The 18,604-nt window shown below is 60.7% G+C and carries 19 protein-coding genes; 16 read left to right on the top strand and 3 right to left on the bottom strand.

Features of this window, described 5'->3' with window-relative positions; genetic code table 11:
- Positions 1-125: 125 nt before the first annotated feature.
- From brnQ to htpG, 6 genes are all read left to right on the top strand, one after another.
- Positions 126-1,433 (top strand): branched-chain amino acid transport system II carrier protein, encoded by a 1,308-nt coding sequence (brnQ, locus tag ACYCFC_RS08365; protein WP_459653660.1) that lies wholly within the window; start codon positions 126-128, stop codon positions 1,431-1,433.
- 98 nt (positions 1,434-1,531) lie between these two features.
- Positions 1,532-2,257, top strand: coding sequence for a DUF599 domain-containing protein (locus ACYCFC_RS08360; protein ID WP_181082702.1), 726 nt, complete (start codon positions 1,532-1,534; stop codon positions 2,255-2,257).
- Between the two features lie 59 nt (positions 2,258-2,316).
- Complete coding sequence (locus ACYCFC_RS08355) at positions 2,317-2,775, top strand: PaaI family thioesterase (protein ID WP_459653659.1); 459 nt, start codon at positions 2,317-2,319, stop codon at positions 2,773-2,775.
- A complete protein-coding gene (locus ACYCFC_RS08350; RefSeq protein WP_181082704.1) occupies positions 2,772-3,218 on the top strand; it encodes a PaaI family thioesterase in 447 nt (148 codons plus the stop codon). The genes ACYCFC_RS08355 and ACYCFC_RS08350 overlap by 4 nt, the downstream gene beginning before the upstream one ends.
- A gap of 42 nt (positions 3,219-3,260) precedes the next feature.
- A complete protein-coding gene (locus ACYCFC_RS08345) occupies positions 3,261-4,262 on the top strand; it encodes an MFS transporter (protein WP_459653658.1) in 1,002 nt (333 codons plus the stop codon).
- A gap of 116 nt (positions 4,263-4,378) precedes the next feature.
- Positions 4,379-6,286, top strand: a complete 1,908-nt coding sequence (gene htpG, locus ACYCFC_RS08340; RefSeq protein ID WP_181082706.1) for a molecular chaperone HtpG — start codon at positions 4,379-4,381, stop codon at positions 6,284-6,286.
- 51 nt (positions 6,287-6,337) lie between these two features.
- Here htpG and ACYCFC_RS08335 read toward each other — a convergent pair whose 3' ends face one another.
- A complete protein-coding gene (locus ACYCFC_RS08335; RefSeq protein ID WP_459653657.1) occupies positions 6,338-6,772 on the bottom strand; it encodes an OsmC family protein in 435 nt (144 codons plus the stop codon).
- Positions 6,773-6,940: 168 nt separating this feature from the next.
- Between ACYCFC_RS08335 and ACYCFC_RS08330 the strand changes: the two genes are divergently transcribed.
- The 3 genes from ACYCFC_RS08330 to sstT all read left to right on the top strand — a co-directional run bounded on the left by ACYCFC_RS08330 (position 6,941) and on the right by sstT (position 11,171).
- Positions 6,941-7,963 (top strand): amidohydrolase family protein, encoded by a 1,023-nt coding sequence (locus tag ACYCFC_RS08330; RefSeq protein WP_181082708.1) that lies wholly within the window; start codon positions 6,941-6,943, stop codon positions 7,961-7,963.
- 154 nt (positions 7,964-8,117) lie between these two features.
- Positions 8,118-9,737 carry a methyl-accepting chemotaxis protein gene (locus tag ACYCFC_RS08325; protein ID WP_181082709.1) on the top strand — a complete coding sequence of 540 codons (1,620 nt, stop codon included), beginning with the start codon at positions 8,118-8,120 and terminating at the stop codon, positions 9,735-9,737.
- 189 nt (positions 9,738-9,926) lie between these two features.
- Entirely contained in the window at positions 9,927-11,171 is a 1,245-nt protein-coding gene (gene sstT / locus ACYCFC_RS08320) for a serine/threonine transporter SstT (RefSeq protein WP_181082710.1), read from the top strand.
- Between the two features lie 77 nt (positions 11,172-11,248).
- Here the strand turns inward: sstT and fabB are convergent, their stop codons facing one another.
- A complete protein-coding gene (gene fabB, locus ACYCFC_RS08315) occupies positions 11,249-12,466 on the bottom strand; it encodes a beta-ketoacyl-ACP synthase I (RefSeq protein ID WP_181082711.1) in 1,218 nt (405 codons plus the stop codon).
- Positions 12,467-12,477: 11 nt separating this feature from the next.
- Entirely contained in the window at positions 12,478-12,993 is a 516-nt protein-coding gene (gene fabA, locus ACYCFC_RS08310) for a 3-hydroxyacyl-[acyl-carrier-protein] dehydratase FabA (RefSeq protein ID WP_037022674.1), read from the bottom strand.
- A 404-nt stretch (positions 12,994-13,397) separates the two neighbouring features.
- Between fabA and ACYCFC_RS08305 the strand changes: the two genes are divergently transcribed.
- From ACYCFC_RS08305 to ACYCFC_RS08275, 7 genes are all read left to right on the top strand, one after another.
- Positions 13,398-14,420: an NAD(P)H-dependent glycerol-3-phosphate dehydrogenase gene (locus ACYCFC_RS08305; protein WP_181082712.1), complete on the top strand. Its 1,023-nt coding sequence runs from the start codon at positions 13,398-13,400 to the stop codon at positions 14,418-14,420.
- A 21-nt stretch (positions 14,421-14,441) separates the two neighbouring features.
- Positions 14,442-14,780, top strand: coding sequence for a DUF4389 domain-containing protein (locus ACYCFC_RS08300; protein WP_181082713.1), 339 nt, complete (start codon positions 14,442-14,444; stop codon positions 14,778-14,780).
- Entirely contained in the window at positions 14,777-15,238 is a 462-nt protein-coding gene (gene sixA, locus ACYCFC_RS08295; protein ID WP_181082714.1) for a phosphohistidine phosphatase SixA, read from the top strand. The genes ACYCFC_RS08300 and sixA overlap by 4 nt, the downstream gene beginning before the upstream one ends.
- A 19-nt stretch (positions 15,239-15,257) precedes the next feature.
- Positions 15,258-15,701 carry a hotdog fold thioesterase gene (locus ACYCFC_RS08290; RefSeq protein ID WP_181082715.1) on the top strand — a complete coding sequence of 148 codons (444 nt, stop codon included), beginning with the start codon at positions 15,258-15,260 and terminating at the stop codon, positions 15,699-15,701.
- Positions 15,702-15,822: 121 nt separating this feature from the next.
- Positions 15,823-16,632 (top strand): alpha/beta fold hydrolase, encoded by an 810-nt coding sequence (locus ACYCFC_RS08285; protein ID WP_459653656.1) that lies wholly within the window; start codon positions 15,823-15,825, stop codon positions 16,630-16,632.
- Entirely contained in the window at positions 16,629-17,495 is an 867-nt protein-coding gene (locus ACYCFC_RS08280; RefSeq protein ID WP_459653655.1) for an alpha/beta fold hydrolase, read from the top strand. Before ACYCFC_RS08285 ends, ACYCFC_RS08280 begins: the two co-directional genes overlap by 4 nt.
- 98 nt (positions 17,496-17,593) lie before the next feature.
- Positions 17,594-18,442, top strand: a complete 849-nt coding sequence (locus tag ACYCFC_RS08275) for a DUF4892 domain-containing protein (protein ID WP_459653654.1) — start codon at positions 17,594-17,596, stop codon at positions 18,440-18,442.
- Positions 18,443-18,604 lie beyond the last annotated feature (162 nt).

Raw genomic sequence — 18,604 nt, 5'->3', positions numbered from 1 at the left:
TCGCGATAAACTCGTCTGAAGACGGCAATTCCAGTAAGGTGCGACGTCTTTTTTGCGTGCGTTTCTTGCCGCAATTGAACCGAATAGCCTTGGACGCGCTCGCGTCTCCTGCAGTGGTAACTCCAATGACTCGATTGAAAGGCCAGGATCTTCTGGCACTTGGCTTCATGACGTTCGCGCTGTTCCTGGGGGCGGGCAACATTATCTTTCCACCCAGTGCCGGCATGGCCGCCGGCGAGCGGATTGTGCCGGGTGCCATTGGCTTTCTGCTGACCGCTGTCGGCTTGCCATTGTTGACGGTGGTGGCGCTGGCCCGCGTAGGGGGTGGCATGGACCGCCTGACTGCGCCGTTGGGCCGCTGGGCAGGCCTGGGGCTGGCCGTTGCAGTATATCTGGCAATCGGTCCGTTGTTCGCAACACCGCGTACTGCAACAGTGTCGTTCGAAATGGGAATCGCGCCCTTTACGGGTAACTCGGCCGGTCCGTTGTTTGCCTATACCTCGATGTTCTTCGTCGCAGTCCTGCTGCTGGTACTGAACCCCGGACGACTGATCGACCGGATCGGCAAATTCATCACGCCGGTTCTGCTGGCGGCCCTGCTGGTTCTTGGAGGGGCTGCGCTCTTCGCGCCAGCCGGGCCGATTGGCGAGACGGCGGAAAGCTATCGCACCAGCCCGTTGCTCAAGGGGTTCCTCGACGGCTATCTGACCATGGACACCCTCGGCGCGCTGGTATTCGGCATCGTGATCGCCACCGCCATCCGTGACCGCGGCGTAACGGAGCCGGCACTGGTGACCCGTTACTCCATGATCGCAGGGGTGATTGCCGCAACCGGTCTGTCGCTGGTGTATCTGACGCTGTTCTACCTCGGCGCCACCAGCCAGGGTATCGCCGGGGATGCATCCAATGGCGTGCAGATCCTGACGACCTATGTGCAGCACACCTTTGGCAGCACCGGCAGCCTGCTCCTGGCTGTGGTCATTACGCTGGCCTGCCTGACGACTGCCGTTGGCCTGACAGCGGCCTGTGGCGAGTTTTTCAGTGGTGTACTGCCCGTCAGCTATCGCACCGTGGTGGTGGTGTTCACGGGGTTCAGTCTGCTGGTTTCCAATCAGGGTCTGACCCAGCTGATCAGTGTCTCGGTGCCCGTGCTGGTGGGCCTCTATCCGCTGGCGATCGTGCTGGTTGCCCTCAGCCTGCTGGATCGCTTGTGGTTATCGCAGCAGCGGATCTTCATTCCGACGATGGCGGTTACGCTGATCTTCGGTGTGGTGGACGGCTTTGCGGCGGCTGGCTTCGATCAGCTGGTTCCAGAACTGTTCAAGCAACTGCCACTGGCCGCGCAGAGCATGGGCTGGGTGCTGCCGGTGCTGCTCACCTTGTTGGCCACGATCATCGTGGACCGGCTAATGGGCGTGCGCCCGGCGAAGTGAGTTCTGCGCCAGCCGGACCTTTCAGGTTCGGCTGGCAGGCCTCGACAGCCCGGTATCCGTGCTGGCTATAATGCGGCGCAGTGTCGGAGGGAGGCCCGATGTCCATTCCTGAGCATTTGCTGCCGCATCTGATCGCCGTCGTCTGGTTTGTCGTCTGCTGGGTCGGTTATACCCGTTATGCCATCTGGCGCGGACGGGATACGGCCTGTCTGGCCAGTGTGTTGCATCTGTATCGCAAGGACTGGATGCGCCGCCTGATGTTGCGCGACAACCGTATTGCCGATGCCAACGTGATCGGCAATCTGGAGCGCAACGCTTCCTTCTTCGCTTCCAGCACGCTGATTATCCTGGCCGGTATTCTCACGGCATTGGGTGCCTCCGATCGTGCCGTGTCGCTGCTGGCCGACCTGCCTTTCGCCCAGCCGGTGAGCCGCGAGCTTTCCGAAGTCAAGCTGCTCGCACTGGCGGTAGTCTTCGTCTATGCCTTCTTCACTTTCAGCTGGTGCATGCGTCAGTACAACTTTGCTGCCGTGCTGGTGGCGTCTGCGCCTATGGTGGGAGAGCGCAACGTCAGTGACCAGGAACGCAAGTCGTTCGCCGAGCGGGCGGCCAGGGTCATGTCAATGGCCGCCAATCAGTTCAATTTCGGCCTGCGCGCCTATTATTTCGGTATGGCGACCCTGTCCTGGTTCATCAACCCCTGGTTCTTCATGGCGGTGACGACGGGTGTCGTGCTGATTCTCTACCGTCGCGAATTCCATTCCGATGTGCTCAAGGTGATGGTATTCACGCCAACCTTGCCGAGCGAACTGCCCGGGGAATAGGTCGTCCTGCAGTGAGGCGTTACCATGTGCGGCTTGTTTGATTGTCGAGACATCGCCCCATGAGCGACCCCGTGATTCTGGAGCGTACCCAGCGCTTCTTATCCTTCCTGCGGCATTGCCAGGTGCTGGGCATGAGCGTCGAGCGGGCCGACCGAACCGGCCTGACACTGCGCCTGCCTTGCAGCGAAAATATCGTCAGCGATCCTGAAACCGGCATCATTCATGGTGGCGCCATCACCACGTTGATGGATACCACCTGCGGCATCTCCACGGCCTGCGCGTTGCCCGAACTGGAAATCTGCCCGACCTTGGATCTGCGCATCGACTACATGCACTCCGCCGAGCCGGGGCACGATGTATTCGGTTTCGCCGAATGCTACCGAGTTACCCCGACCGTGATCTTTGCCCGTGGCGTGGCCTATCAGCGCGACATCAACGAACCCATTGCCCATGTGGTCGGTGCGTTCATGCGGATGGGCAAGGGGACGGTGATGAGCGAGCGGGGCGCATCTGCATGAGCGACAGGAACCTGAACGAATGGGTGCGTCAGGCCCACGAAAGCAACGACTACGATCCGCTTTTGCAGATGGTGCCCTATGCCCGGCTGATCGGTATCGAGTGCCTGCGCCTGGGTGATGAGATGGTATTCCGCCTGCCCAGCAGCCAGGACAATATCGGTAATCCCACGCTGCCGGCGTTGCATGGCGGGGTCATCGCCGGCTTCATGGAACATGCGGCGATGCTGCATCTGCTGATGTTCATGGGCAGCCCACATTTGCCCAAAATCATCGACTTCTCGATAGATTATCTGCGTGCCGGTCTCTATCGTGACACCTTTGCCGCCTGCCAGGTGTGGCGCCAGGGCCGTCGTGTCGCCAACGTTGCGGTCACTGCCTGGCAGACCAACCAGGCCGAGCCCATTGCTACCGCACGTTGTCATTTCAAGGTCGATGAGCCCTGAAGCGTCAGGCGGTTACCACCGTAGAAGCCTCAAGGAAGTTGAATGGATGCGTTGCTGATACTCGGCGGATTGCTGCTGATCGTTGTCTCTGGCATCTGGCTGGTGGTGCTGGCCTTCGGCACCAGCCTGTTGTGGGGAGTGGGATCCATGATCCCGCCGATCACGCTCATTTATGTCATCGCTCACTGGAAGACCGCACGCAAGGCGGTCGGGCTTTGCGGGTTGGGCATCATCCCGTTGGTGGTGGGGTTCTCGCTGCTGGCCAGCCAGGCACCGGAGCGATTCGAAACCATTGTCGGCCTCAAATGGCTTGAGCCGGACGAGGATATCCAGGGCAGCAGGCTGGCGTTCAACCTGCATGGCCAGTTGTATGGGCGATCTTTCACCCCGAGCGTCGGGACGCTTGTCGATGGTGTGCTGACGTTGCGTGAAGGCCATGATCCCTTTGCCCGGCAGGAGCTGGTCATTCGTCTCGGCAACATTCAGCCCGGCGCCGTGCGCCTCGATGTCCTGCCAGAAGACGCCCATCCTTCAACTGCAATCGAAATCAGCTGGACACGACCGGAGCAGGAGCTGCCCGAGGCGCGGAGAGTCCAGAGTGGTTACACACTGCATCTGGATCTACAGCCGGTGTCGCCCAACAAACTGGCCGGTGATTTTCATCTGGTTCTACCCCTGCATTTGCGCACCAGTATCAGCGGCAGCATCGAATTGCTTACGGATGGCCTGCATGCTCATGACGAGCAGGCCGACCCGCCCCGCGAAGATCAGGCAAGCCGCGAGCAGGCAGTTTCTGCGCAGGGTCCGTCACTCAACGACCGCCGTCATGGTTTTACCTTGCAGCATCTGCTGGGTGATCCGGCGCGCTATGTACAGCTGCGGGTGCGCGCGCATACAGAGCGGGGCGCAATGGCCGAGGGGCGCTTCATCGGTATCGATCCGGAAGGCAACCTGGCCATCAGGCACTTGCTCAAAGGCTCGGGTGAAGCGGTCTACAACCTTACGCCAGACGATATCGTGCTGCTCGAATTGCTTGAGCCTTAGCGTGGGTTTTTCAATGGTCTGTCAGGCGCAGGCTTGAATTTCTCCCCATAGCCCCCATCTGCCTGACATCGCCGCGATCGCGGCCCGTGCCATTGACGATGTGGAGTTCGTAGACGATGAGTGTGGAGACTCAAAACAAAGAAACCCTGGGCTTCCAGACCGAAGTGAAGCAACTGCTTCACCTGATGATTCATTCGCTGTATTCGAACAAGGAGATCTTTCTTCGCGAGCTGATCTCCAACGCTTCCGACGCCGCCGACAAGCTGCGCTTCGAGGCGCTGGCCAAGCCTGAGCTGCTCGAAGGCAGCGGTGATCTACGGATTCGCGTCAGCTTCGACAAGGACGCCAAGACCGTTACCCTCGATGACAACGGCATCGGCATGAACCGCGACGACGTGGTGACCCACCTGGGCACCATCGCCAAGTCCGGCACCGCCGATTTCATGAAGCACCTGACCGGCGACCAGAAGAAGGATTCGCACCTGATCGGCCAGTTCGGCGTCGGCTTCTACTCGGCGTTCATCGTCGCCGACCAGGTGGAAGTGTTCAGCCGCCGCGCCGGTACGCCAGCAGAAGAGGGTGTCTACTGGTCCTCGAAGGGCGAGGGCGAATTCGAGGTCGCCACCGTCGAGAAGGCCGAGCGCGGCACCCGTATCGTCCTGCATCTGAAGGCCGGCGAAGAAGAGTTCGCCGATGGTTGGCGTCTGCGCAACGTCATCAAGAAGTACTCCGACCATATCGCGCTGCCCATCGAGTTGCCGAAGGAATTCCATGGCGAAGAGAAGGACAAGCCCGCCGAGCCGGAGTGGGAAACGGTCAACCGCGCCAGCGCGCTCTGGACCCGTCCGCGCACCGAGGTGAAGGACGAGGAATACCAGGAGTTCTACAAGCACGTCGCCCACGACTTCGAGAACCCGCTGGCCTGGAGCCACAACAAGGTCGAAGGCAAGCTGGAATACACTTCCTTGCTCTATGTGCCAGGCCGCGCGCCGTTCGACCTGTACCAGCGCGAAGCGCCCAAGGGTCTCAAGCTCTACGTGCAGCGCGTGTTCATCATGGACCAGGCCGACGAGTTCCTGCCGCTGTACCTGCGCTTCATCAAGGGCGTGGTCGATTCCAACGACCTGTCGCTGAACGTCTCGCGCGAGATTCTGCAGAAGGACCCGGTGATCGACTCCATGAAGTCGGCGCTGACCAAGCGCGTGCTGGACATGCTGGAGAAACTGGCGAAGAACGAGCCCGAGCAGTACGCCTCCTTCTGGAAGCAGTTCGGCCAGGTGCTCAAGGAAGGTCCCGCCGAAGACTTCGCCAACAAGGAGAAGATCGCCAGCCTGCTGCGCTTTGCCTCCACCCAGGATGCCTCCGGCGAGCAGACGGTTTCGCTGGCCGATTACCTGGGCCGCGTGAAGGAAGGCCAGGACAAGATCTACTTCCTCACCGGCGAGTCCCATGCGCAGGTCAAGAACAGCCCGCACCTGGAAGTCTTCCGCAAGAAGGGCATCGAAGTGCTGCTGCTCACCGACCGCATCGACGAGTGGCTGATGAGCTACCTGACCGAGTTCGACGGCAAGCAGTTCGTCGACGTGGCGCGTGGCGACCTGGATCTCGGCAAGCTGGATTCGGAAGAGGACAAGAAGGCCCAGGAAGAAATCGCCAAGACGAAGGAAGGCCTGGTGGAGCGCCTCAAGGGAGCGCTGGGTGACGCGGTGGCCGAGGTGCGGGTTTCCCATCGCCTCACCGACTCGCCGGCGATCCTCGCCATCGGCGAGCAGGACCTGGGCCTGCAGATGCGCCAGATCCTCGAAGCCAGCGGGCAGAAGGTGCCGGAGTCCAAGCCGATCTTCGAGTTCAATCCGCAGCATCCGCTGGTCGAGAAGCTGGATGCCGAGCCGGACGAAGACCGCTTCGCCGACCTTTCGCACATCCTCTTCGACCAGGCGGCACTGGCGGCGGGCGACAGCCTCAAGGACCCTGCGGCCTATGTGCAGCGTCTGAACAAGTTGCTGGTTGAGCTTTCCGCTTGATCGATCCGCTATAGAAATGCAGAAAGCCCGTCATCGACGGGCTTTCTGCGTTCAGGCCAGCACGCTGACCAGCCGCGTGCCATAAGTCAGGTTGTCTGCGACCGGGCAGCGTTTTTCGATCTGTTCGAGCAGGGCCTGCTTTTCTTCGCGGCTGAGATCCGCATCGATCTCGACCTTGATCCGCAGCTCCTGAAAGCCTGGCCGCACATCTGGATCGCGACCGAGCAGGCCAGCCGGATCGTAGTCGGCTTCAACTTCGAAACGCATGCTGCGTAATTCGATTTTCTTCTGATGCGCGATAAAGCGTCCGATAGTGCCGAAGCAGCCGGCCACCGCCGCGAGAATCGCTTCCAGTGGCGTGGGGCCAAGGTCCTGGCCGGCGGCGTTTTTCGGCTGGTCCATGACCAGGCGATGGTTGCCGCATTGCACCTCGATACTCATGCCGGCATTCATTTCGCCCTTGGCACTGATGGTCTTGATGGCCATGTCTGATTCCGCTCCTGATTGAATAAGTGTCGAGGCCCTAGCCTAACGGTGGGATCGAGGCGCGGCGTTGATCATCATCAATATACCCAGCGGGGTATTTGTGGGACTGAAACCTGAACCCGTCTACCAGGTTGGTGGTCTATCCGCTTGGCTGTCAGGAGGACAACAGTGCTCAACGTTCAGAAATACCTTGCTGCGATCTGTCTGGTCGCATCCATTGCGCCGGCCCAGGCGCGTGATTACCGCTACAGCGATGCGCACTTGCATCTGGTGGATTTCTTCCAGGAAAGTGCCGGCATCGAGAAACTCATCGAGGCGATGGATGAGGGTGGCATCGACCATGTGATGGTCAGTGGCATTCCGGTGGCGAAGAAGTGGCATGAAAACGAGCCGAAAAGACCACGTTATTACGCCGGCGACGATGCTCCCGTGTACTGGTACAGCGCAACTGACATGATCGTCGCGGCTGCCATGGAGGAACTGGATGAACAACAGCGCCTGCGCTTCCATCCCTTCCTGTCCGGATTCAACCCCAACGACAAGAATGCCGCCACGCATATCCGCCGCATGCTCGAACTCAACCCCGGCCTCTGGCAGGGCATCGGCGAGGTCTTTACTCGTCACGACGACATCACCGCGCTGACCGAAGGCGACACGCCGCGCGCCAACAACGAGGCGCTGGCGAAGGTCTATCACCTGGCCGCCGAATTCGACCTGCCGGTGATGCTGCATTCCAACATCACCTCCAAGCGCGAACGCAATCCGCTGTATCTGGGCGAGCTGGAGGAGCCGCTGCGCAACCATCCGCATACCCGTTTCATCTGGGCACATGCCGGTACCAGCATGGAGCTGCATCGTCATCAGGAGCAGCTTGATTTTCTGCTGCCAACGGTTTCACGCCTGCTCGATGATTACCCCAACCTGCATATCGATCTGTCCTGGACCATGCTTAAGCCCTACCTGCTGAATGCTGAAGGAACCCCTCGAAAGGAGTGGCTGGAGCTGGTCGAGCGTCACCCGACTCGATTCATGCTAGGCAGCGATGTGGTGGGGCGTTTTGACAGCCTTGCTGAAGGCATGCAGGCGTTTGTGCCCTTTCTCGATGCCCTGCCGAAGAAGGTTGCCAACCAAGTAGCGCTCGACAACTTCCTCGCCATCCTGCCACGCAAACGTCAGGCTCAGGTGCGCTGAGCCATCCTTCGCGTACCGTCGGTCAGGGTGCGAAGCTAAATAACGTTAATTTGACGTCAATCATTCAAGTAATTAGCCGCCGGTGACGATACTGCGCTCAAGTTGCTGTAAACGTTCGGATACAGCATTTTGTTCCATGGAGTGAGGTTGTCCCATGCTTGTGCGCAATATGAATGTTTCTCGGCGATCAGCGCTGGGATTCGGCCTGATAGGTACTATTCTGGTTCTGCTGGGGCTGTTCGCGCTGCAGAAAATGTCGCAGATGCACAGCGAAGCGAAGGGGCTGAGTGAACACTGGTTGCCGAGCATCGTAGCTTTGGGAGAGCTGAACCAACATACGCTGCGTACCCGTATTTATACTCTGCGCTTGGTACTCGACCCTGCTCGGGCCGAAGCGAATCGCGCAGCTCTTGATGAGTTCCGAAATGGGCTACGTCACTATGAAGAGGCGTATCAGCGCAACATAGTGCTGGCGCGCGAACAGGAACTTTTTGACAACTATCGGAGTACGCGGGAAGCCTACGAAGAGGTCCTCGCAGAGGTCACCAGTCTGGAGCGGCAGGGCCAGACCGGGGCGGCGATTGAAGTGATCGGCTCGAAACTGAATGTGACCGGCAACGCGCTAAACGATTCGTTGCATAAGCTGGTTGTATTCAGTTCTGAACAGTCATCACTTTCGGTCCAGAACTCGGAGAAGATCTTTCAGACCTCTCGGCTGTGGATGATTGCAACATTTGTGGTGTCGGCATTTCTGACAGCGCTGCTCGCCTGGGTATTCACCCGCAGTATCGTCCAGCCTCTGAATGAGGCGGTTGCCATCGCTGAAGTGGTCGCAGCCGGGAACCTGACGCAGCACGTCGAAGTGCTCGGACGTGATGAGCCGGCACGTCTTCTGGCAGCCTTGAAAGTCATGCAGGAAACCCTGCGCAGCACCATCCAGGGTATTTCCGATTCCTCGAATCAGCTGGCATCAGCTGCTGAAGAGCTGAATGTGGTCACTGAGGATTCGACCCGTGGCCTGCATCAGCAGAACCATGAGATCGAGCAGGCGGCGACGGCGGTGAACGAGATGACCGCGGCGGTCGACGAAGTAGCGCGCAATGCCGTGGCGACTTCCGAAGCCTCGCGCGAGTCGGACGCAACTGCGCAGCAGGGTCGCCAGCAGGTCATCAGAACGGTCGACTCGATCAATCTTCTGGACGCTGATGTGAGCGCGACGGCTGAGCAGGTCGAGCGGCTGGCGGGGCAAGTGCGTGATATCAGCCAGGTGCTGGATGTGATTCGCTCGATTGCCGATCAGACTAATCTGCTGGCTCTGAACGCCGCCATCGAGGCCGCACGCGCTGGCGATGCCGGTCGTGGCTTCGCCGTCGTGGCCGATGAGGTGCGGGCACTGGCGCATCGCACGCAGCAGTCCACGCAGGAAATCGAGCAGATGATCGCTGCTGTCCATCAGGGCACAGACAAAGCGGTACAGGCCATGCAGACCAGCAGTGATCGTGCCCACACCACACTGGAGCTTGCGCAGGCCGCTGGCGAGGCGTTGGAAGGCATCACGGCGGCCATCAGCCAGATCAGCGAACGTAACCTGGTGATTGCCAGCGCGTCGGAGGAGCAGGCTCAGGTCGCACGCGAAGTGGACCGCAACCTGGTCAATATTCGTGACCTGTCGCTGCAATCCGCCGCCGGCGCCAACCAGACCAGTGCGGCGAGCCAGGAACTGTCCCGGCTCGCCATCGATCTGAACAACCTGGTCGCGCGTTTCCGTATCTGAACAGGCAGCTGACGCCTCGGGCCAGTCGAGGCGTCACGCACGCTGCAATATCGTTCAGACGTTGCATTGCAAGTGCTGGGCAGATGGGCCGCGGGTGCGTACCATCCGGCGTTTTATCCGGTCGCCCAGCGTGCTCGTGTTGTCCGCCACGCGCCAGTATCCGTAGCCTCTTACGCCGAGACTCTCTTCATGTCCAACCTGTCCACTCGTGTTTTCAGAGCCTATAGCCGTATCAGTCTGGTGGCGCAGATCGTCACGGGGCTGGTTGCCGGCTGCCTGTTGGCCTGGCTGTTTCCCGAAGCCGCGCGTTCGGTCAGCTTGCTGGGTGATCTCTTCGTGGCGGGCCTGAAGGCCGTGGCGCCGGTGCTGGTCTTCGTGCTGGTAACCGCTTCGCTGGCCAACCACAAGCAGGGACAACCCACGCATATTCGCCCGATCCTGCTTTTATATGCCCTTGGAACCCTGAGTGCGGCGGTGGTGGCCGTAATTGCCAGTAGTCTGTTCCCGACGACCCTGACCCTCGTCAACGAGGCAAGCGATGTAGTGGCGCCATCTGGCGTCGGTGCCGTGCTCAAGACGCTGCTGTTCAATATTGCCGACAACCCTGTACATGCACTTATCGAGGGGAACTACATCGGCATTCTGGCATGGGCGATTGGGCTGGGATTTGCCTTTCGCCATGCGCGGGAAACCACGCGCGAGCTGGTCAGCGATATTTCCGAGGGCGTGATGCTTATCGTCAAGGTGGTGATCCGCTTCGCTCCTCTGGGCGTTTTCGGGCTGGTCGCCGGAACGCTGGCGCAATCCGGGTTCGCGGTGCTCGCCAGCTATTTTCAGCTGTTGCTGGTACTGGTTGGCAGCATGCTGTTCGTGGCGCTGCTGATGAATCCATTGATCGTGTACTGGAAGCTTCGCCGCAATCCCTACCCACTGGTTTTCACCTGCCTGCGAGAAAGCGGGATCACTGCATTCTTCACCCGCAGCTCGGCAGCGAACATTCCGGTCAATATGCAGCTGTGCGAACGTCTGGGGCTGCACAAGGACACCTATTCGGTGTCGATTCCGCTCGGGGCAACCATCAACATGGCCGGCGCGGCCATCACCATCACGGTGCTGACCCTGGCTGCAGTCAATACGCTGGGCATCGTGGTGGATGTGCCGACCGCGATTCTGCTCAGCCTGCTGGCGTCAATCTCTGCCTGCGGCGCCTCGGGTGTGGCGGGGGGATCGTTGTTGCTGATCCCGTTGGCGTGCAGCCTGTTCGGAATTCCCAATGACCTGGCGATGCAGGTGGTGGCGGTCGGGTTCATCATCGGCATCGTGCAGGATTCGGCGGAGACCGCACTGAATTCGTCCACCGATGCGCTGTTCACGGCAGCGTCCTGTATCGCCCATGGCGATACCGTCGAGCTGCCGAATGAACCCTGGAGCTGATGATTCCCGCAATTGAAGCCGGAAACGAAAACGCCCCGAACCGGTCGGGGCGTTTTCGTTGGTGCGCTTGAAGCGGATCAGCCTTTCCAGCGCTTGAGCACCAGGGTGGCGTTGGTGCCACCGAAGCCGAAACTGTTGCTCATGACGGTGTCGAACTGTGCGTTCTCGCGCGTCTCGCGGACGATCGGCATGTCGGCGACTTCCGGGTCCAGCTCGTCGATGTTGGCCGAGCCGGCAATGAAGTTGCCCTGCATCATCAGCATGCAGTAGATCGCCTCGTGAACGCCGGCGGCGCCCAGCGAGTGGCCGGACAGGCTCTTGGTCGAACTGATTGCCGGAACCTTGTCGCCGAACATGTTGCGTACGGCCTTGATTTCCGCGACGTCGCCCACCGGAGTGGACGTGCCGTGGGTATTGAGGTAGTCGATCGGACCTTCGACAGTGGCCATCGCCTGCTGCATGCAACGCAGTGCGCCTTCGCCGCTCGGGGCGACCATGTCGTAGCCATCGGACGTGGCGCCGTAGCCGACGATTTCCGCGTAGATCTTGGCGCCGCGCTTGAGCGCGTGCTCCAACTCCTCGACCACCACCATGCCGCCACCGCCGGCGATGACGAAGCCGTCACGCTTGGCATCGTAGGCGCGCGAGGCTTTTTCCGGCGTGTCGTTGTACTGGCTGGAGAGAGCGCCCATGGCGTCGAACAGGCAGCTCTGGCTGTAGTGTTCTTCTTCACCGCCACCGGCAAAGACCACGTCCTGCTTGCCCATCTGGATCTGTTCCATGGCATGACCGATGCAATGCGCGCTGGTGGCGCAGGCCGATGCGATGGAATAGTTGATGCCCTTGATACGGAACGGCGTGGCCAGGCAGGCCGACACGGTGCTGCTCATGGTGCGCGGCACGCGATATGGGCCAATGCGCTTGACGCCCTTGTCGCGCAGGATGTCGATGGCTTCCATCTGATTGATGGTCGAGGCGCCACCGGAACCGGCGATCAGGCCGATGCGCGGGTTGGAGATGTCATCGGCGCTGAGGCCCGAGTCTTCCAGGGCCTGTTGCATGGCCAGATAGGCGTAGGCCGCCGCATCGCCCATGAAACGCAGGATCTTGCGGTCGATCAGTTCTTCCAGATTCAGGTTGACTGAACCGGAAACCTGACTGCGCAAGCCCATGTCCGCGTAGGCCTGGTTGAAGCGAATGCCGGGGCGGCTGGCGCGCAGGTTGGCGGAGACGGTGTCTTTGTCATTGCCGAGGCAGGAAACGATACCCAGGCCGGTGATCACGACGCGACGCATGCGGAAGTCCTTCAGAAGCTATCGGTAGAGGTAAACAGGCCGACACGCAAACCTTCGGCACTGTAGATCTCGCGGCCATCGACGCTGACTGTGCCGTCGGCGATGCCGAGGATCAGCGAGCGGCTGATGGTGCGCTTGATATGAATGTTATAGGTGACTTTCTTGGCGGTCGGCAGGACCTGGCCGAAGAACTTCACTTCGCCAGAACCCAGTGCACGACCACGACCGGGGTTGCCCTGCCAGCCAAGGTAGAAACCGACGAGCTGCCACATGGCATCCAGGCCCAGGCAGCCGGGCATGACCGGATCGCCTTCGAAATGGCAGCCAAAGAACCAGAGGTCCGGATTGATATCCAGCTCGGCGACCAATTCGCCCTTGCCGTACTTGCCGCCCACCTCGCTGATATGAACGATGCGATCGACCATCAGCATGTTCGGTGCGGGCAGTTGCGCATTACCGGGGCCAAACAGCTCGCCGCGGCTGCAACGGAGCAGATCTTCCCGAGTAAAGGCCTGTTGTTTGGTCATGCGTATTCCTCAATGGTCCCTTTTATGGAGGGCTTGCTGCTTTTCATTCGACTCGAAAATCAAGAGTACGATCATAAAAGACTAGTAATAGACTGCCACCCTGCGCCTAAAGTCACAGCGCAAGAACAAGGGCGTCTTCCGTTTCCATCTGGCCACGAGAGGTTACATGACAGAAACGGGGCGCTACTTTACCACTCCTGCGTTGTGACAACGACCTTATGACAAACTGTCCCCCATAGACTATGGGGTAATAGCTGCGTGAGACAGGCGCAAGGGGTTTGTTCGTATAGGCTGGATCTGTAACCTGATGATTCCGTACCCCGGCAGCCTTTGTTCTGGCTGTGCGCCGATGGCTACGTAATAATGCCGGGCATCGCCAGCCGATGGCTCGAAACGGATACCCCATGACTGAACAGCAACCCATCGCGGTGCTTGGCGGCGGCAGCTTCGGTACCGCCATTGCGAATCTTCTGGCCGAGAATGGCCACAGCGTGCGTCTGTGGATGCGCGATCCCGAGCAAGCCGAGAGCATGCGCACCCAGCGCCAGAATCCGCGCTATCTCAAGGGCGTGACCTTACTGGCTCAGATCGATCCGGTCACGGACCTCGGCCAGACGCTCGATGACTGCGAATTGATCTTTGTGGCGCTGCCCTCGGCAGCCCTGCGTCAGGCGCTGTCGCCGTTCGCCGACCGGCTGGCGGGCAAGATGCTGGTCAGCACCACCAAGGGCATCGAGGCCCAGGGCTTTCTGCTGATGAGCCAGATTCTCGAAGAGATCGCTCCGCAGGCCCGTATCGGTGTGATTTCCGGTCCTAATCTGGCGCGTGAAGTCGCCGAGCATGCACTGACCGCCACCGTGGTCGCAAGCCATGACGAAGCGCTCTGCCGGCAGGTGCAGGCCGTGCTGCACGGGCGTACCTTCCGCGTCTATGCCAGCGCCGACCGCTTCGGCGTCGAACTGGGTGGCGCGCTGAAGAACGTCTACGCGATCATGGCCGGCATGGCCGCAGCCCTGGGCATGGGCGAGAACACCCGCAGCATGCTGATTACCCGCGCCCTGGCCGAAATGACTCGTTTTGCCGTCAGGTTGGGCGCCAATCCGATGACCTTTCTCGGCCTTGCCGGTGTCGGCGACCTGATCGTTACCTGTACTTCGGCAAAAAGCCGTAATTTCCAGGTAGGCCAGGCGCTCGGCCAAGGCTTGAGTCTCGATGAGGCCGTCTCGCGCCTGGGCGAAGTAGCCGAGGGCGTCAATACCATTCGGGTGCTGAAGACCAAGGCAGAGGAGTTGCAGGTTTACATGCCGCTGGTCGCAGGGCTGCATGCCATCCTGTTCGAGGGTCGTACGCTGGAACAGGTCATTGGCTTGTTGATGCGTGGTGAGCCCAAGACCGATGTGGATTTCATTTCGACCGACGGCTTTTGAGCCAAGAAAGCGGAGATACAGATGAACTCATCACACAATAATGCCGAGCGCCAGTCGCTGATCATGCGCGCGGTCTGGATGCTGCTGTTCTTTTTCGTCTGGCAGATCGCCGAGGTAGTGCTGCTGATAGTCGTGGTTGCGCAGCTGGTCATGCGGGCGTTGAACGGCAAGCCCAACGAGAGCCTGCGTGGCTTTGGCGACAGTCTAAGTCAGTACGTGGCGCAGATTGGTCGTTTCGGCACCTTCAACACCGACCGCAAGCCATGGCCGATGTCCGACTGGCCGGTGCCGCGTCCTGCCGACATCGAAACGCCCCCGCCGGTTGCGCCCGAAGCGCCGCAGCAGGGGCAGCAGCCATGAGGCTGTGGCTGCTGCGTCACGGCGAGGCCGAACCCAGGGCGCGTACCGATGCTGAGCGCAACCTGACTGATGCCGGCAGGCTTGAAGTGAACAACAGTGCGGCTCATCTGCGCGGACGCCACTTGCAGGCCATTCTGGCCAGCCCTTACAGCCGCGCCCAGCAGACTGCCGAGATCGTCCGGCAGGCGCTTGGCTTCAGCGGCGCGGTGGAGACCGTGCCCTGGCTCACGCCCGAATCCGATCCGGGCGATGCGCTGCTTTATCTCGGTCGCCGCAGCGAAGAGGAAATCCTCCTGGTGACGCACCAGCCGCTGGTCGGCGCGCTGGGTGACCTGCTGGTCAGTGGGCGTCGTGATACGCCGCTGCCCATGGCAACGGGAAGCCTGGCTGAACTGGAAGGCGAGTACCTGGCGGCTGGGCTGATGCAGCTTGTCTTGCTTCGTCATCCGAGCAGATAGTGACCATGAGGAAGCCCCTTTGAGCATCTGGCAGCGCCAACCTGATCTCGAACAGCTCAACGTCAGCGGCAAGCACTCCATCGTCGAGCTGCTCGATATCCGCTTCGAAGCACTCGACGAACAGTCCATTACCGCCAGCATGCCGGTGGATTCGCGCACGCATCAGCCCTATGGGCTGCTGCATGGCGGTGCCTCGGTGGTGCTGGCCGAGACTCTGGGCTCGATGGCCAGTCACTACTGTATCGATCCCGAGCGTTTCTATTGCGTAGGGCTGGAGGTCAACGCCAACCATTTGCGCGGCCTGCGCAGCGGGCGTGTCACGGCGGTGTGCCGCCCGGTGCACCTGGGGCGTTCGACTCATGTCTGGGATATTCGCCTGAGCGGCGAGGATGGCAAACCCAGTTGTATCTCAAGATTGACGGTTGCGGTGGTGCCGCTTGGGTCCGTGCGACCAGGCCGATAGTCAACCGGCGTCGCTGGCGCCTTGTTTGGCGTGACTGCCTTTCATTCTGCCGCCTGGGTCGATTGCCGCATAGGGAAGGGCTGCCAGACAATGGACGTCTTTCCCTTGGCACCTGGAATCCATGACGCAGCGCATTTTCTTCGCCCACGCCAACGGCTTCCCGTCAGGCACTTACCGTAAGCTGTTCGAGTTACTGGCACCTGATTACAGCGTCACCCATCTTGAGCAGCACGGTCACGATCCGCGCTTTCCAGTGGATGACAACTGGCACAATCTGGTGCGTGAACTACTGGAGCAGTTGGAACGTATCGGTGAGCCAGTCTGGGGTGTCGGGCATTCGCTGGGCGGCATGCTGCATTATCACGCGGCGCTGCAGCGGCCCGAGCTCTACCGTGGCGTGGTCATGCTCGATTCGCCCATGCCGACCTGGTTCGACCAGACAGTTATCTGGGTCGCCAAGCGCTGCGGCTTCATCGATCGCCTGACGCCGGCAGGGCGCACCCTGGGACGGCGTGAAGAATTCGCCAACACTGACGAGGCGCGGCAGTATTTTGCCAGTCGGGCATTGTTTCGCAGCTTCGATCCCGAATGCCTGGATGCCTATGTCGAGCACGGTCTGGAGCCGACGGCGCAGGGCGTGCGCCTGCGCTTCGATCCCGATACGGAGATCCGCATCTACCGCAGCGTGCCGCATATCACGCCTGGCTGGCCGCATGCCCTGAAAATCCCGCTGGCAGTCGTGCGAGGCCGGCAAAGTCGAGTCGTGCTGCCGCATCATCTGTATCTGTTGCGTCTGGTTGCGCACGGCGAGGGGCATACATTGCCCGGCGGGCATATGTTTCCGCTGGAGCATCCGCAGGATACGGCAGTCCTGCTCGGGGAGCTGTTCATGCGCTGGGGCGAGGCGAATCAGAAAAGAGGTGTCGCATGACCGTCGCTTTCGAAGAGGTCCGTCTGAGCCTGCCGCATATCGAAGTAGCGGCTCATCTTTATGGCCCGGAAAACGGTCAGCCGGTCATTGCCCTGCATGGCTGGCTCGACAATGCGGCGACCTTCAGCCGACTCGCGCCGCTGCTCGACGGCCTGCGCATCGTCGCGCTGGATCTGCCCGGTCATGGCCATTCCGATCATCGCCCCATGGGGGCCGCCTACAACATCTGGGATTACGCCCATGACGTGCTGCAGACGGCGGAGCAGTTCGGCTGGCAGCGATTCTCGCTGCTGGGGCATTCCATGGGCGCCATCGTTGCGGTCTTGCTGGCCGGCGCCATGCCAGAGCGGGTCGAGCGTCTGGCGCTCATCGATGGCGTGGTTCCCTTTACCGGCGAAGCCGCTGGCGCCCCGCAAAAGCTCGGTGAATCGCTGCGGGCGCTGCTTAAAGTGAAGAACAAGCGCAAGCCGGTCTATGCCACGTTCGAGCAGGCGGTTGCGGCACGCATGAAAGGTGTCGGTGCGGTCAGTTGGGAAGCGGCTGAATTACTGGCCCAGCGTGGCCTGATGCCGGTGCCGGGCGGTTACACCTGGCGTACCGATGCGCGCTTGATGCTGCCGTCGCCGCTGCGTCTGAGCCAGGCCCATGCGCAGGCCTTTATCCAGGCTGTAACCTGTCCGGCAAGCCTGGTGCTTGCCGAGCAGGGCCTGTTGGTCGATCCGGGCCTGCGTGAGCGGGTGCAATCCCTGCCGTTCGACCTGCATCACTTGCCTGGCGGACACCATTTGCATCTGGATGATCAGGCGGGTGCGGCAGCGATTGCGGCTGTTTTCAATCCTTTCTTCGCGACTGTGGCCGGGTAACGGACGACCCGCGCAAGAATCTGTCGCAAAGCCTCGCTTGACACGCTTTTGCCAACTGGTGAGGCTGGGGCATTCGTCTCAGCAGGAAACACAGTGCAATGATCGATTTTCACAGGGCCGCCATGGTCAGGGAGTGCAGACTTTACAGAGCCATAGGGATACTGGGCCTGACCCTGTTTGTCGGTGTGGCAAATGCCGCGGACCTTTCTGCCAGCAGGGGTGTCGAGGTATTGGCGAACTACCCGCAGGCGAAAATCGTCTCCGCCAGGGAACAGCCGACGGTGGAGCGGAGCTATCCGCTGGATGCCATACGCCGTATCAGCGGGCGCCTGAGAGTGAGCGATCAGATCAGTGCCACTGGCCAGCTGGCGGCCATCACTTATCAGTTGCCGGAGACGCATACCGGCATCGAAGCATTCGAGACGACCCGCAATCAGCTGATCGAGACGGGGGCCGAGCTGCTTTTCTGGTGTGAAGGCCGTGAGTGTGGTTCCAGCAGTCTCTGGGCCAACGATATCTTTCAGCGCGCCACGCTCTATGGCCCCGAAGCCCAGCAGGCCTACCTGCTGGCACGCCTGGCGGATGATGCCGGCAGTCTCGTGGCGCTCTACGGCATCACACGTGGCAATGGCCGGCCCTATCTGCACGTGGAGCAGTTCAGCCCGGAACAGCCGCTGGGCGATATTCTGCCGAACCCGGCAACGCTGCTGCGCCAGCTGAAAAGCGCGGGAACCCTGTGGCTACCCCGTTTGCCCGACGCGCCCAGCCAGGAGTGGGCGGCGCTGCTGGCCAATGTCCTGCGGCTCGACAGCACGATACGGGTAGTGCTGGAAGGTCAGGGCGCCGCTGCCTGGCATGAAGCCCTGCTGGCCGAGCGCATTGCGGCTCATCGCCTCGATGGCGAGGCCTCTGCTGAAGAAGGTCTGCGCATCAGACTATTGCGCTGAGAACCTGTTCAACGTCTGCTGCGCGTCGGCACTGCCGCGTTAAAAACAGGCTCGGACTACTCATTTACAGCTGTAAACTCCGTGTCCTCGCCTGTTTTTGCCTTGCATTGCTCTAGCTCGCGAGACTTTGAACAGGTTCTGAGGTGCGTTTCAGACTGCAAT

The organism is Stutzerimonas sp. NM35, from assembly GCF_054604355.1.
This window is presented reverse-complemented; position numbering and strand designations above follow the sequence as displayed.